The 464-nt window shown below is 66.6% G+C and carries 1 protein-coding gene; it reads right to left on the reverse strand.

Annotated elements, in window-relative coordinates:
• Window positions 1-8: 8 nt before the first annotated feature.
• On the reverse strand, window positions 9-464 hold a 456-nt coding region (locus tag AC1DYK_RS35755; protein ID WP_478170579.1), incomplete at its 5' end, for a hypothetical protein.

Here is a 464-nt window from a genome sequence, read left to right on the forward strand (position 1 = left end):
GTCCTGACCTAAGGGCTGTCCTGGCGCAGGGCGCGCACCATGACGGCGAACAGAGGGCTGTCGGGAAACGGCCGCTGGTCTCCTATGTGGGCGTATCCCCACGTCTCGTAGAGCGCCTTGACCCGGGGGTGTTCCCGCTCGCACAGCAGCGTGACCCGCTGCTCCGTGCGTCGGCTGAGCAGTTCCTCATGAATGGCGTGCGCGGCGCCCGTGTCCCGCCACGGCTTGCGCACCATCAACTCGAACAGGGCGAGCGTGCGTGACCCGGTCTCTTTCGTGAAACCTTCGGGCAGGGGGGTGGTCATGTGTGTCCACCAGCGGGCATCCTCGGGCAGCGGTGCGGCGTAGGCGTAGCCGACGGGTTCGGGCCCGGCATAGCCGATCACCGCTTCCCAGCCGGTGCCTCTGGAGTGATTCGTCAGTCGTTGATCGAAACGCGCAAGGCTGGTGAACGGCACATGCAG

The organism is Variovorax sp. P2_H12 (genome assembly GCF_056403395.1).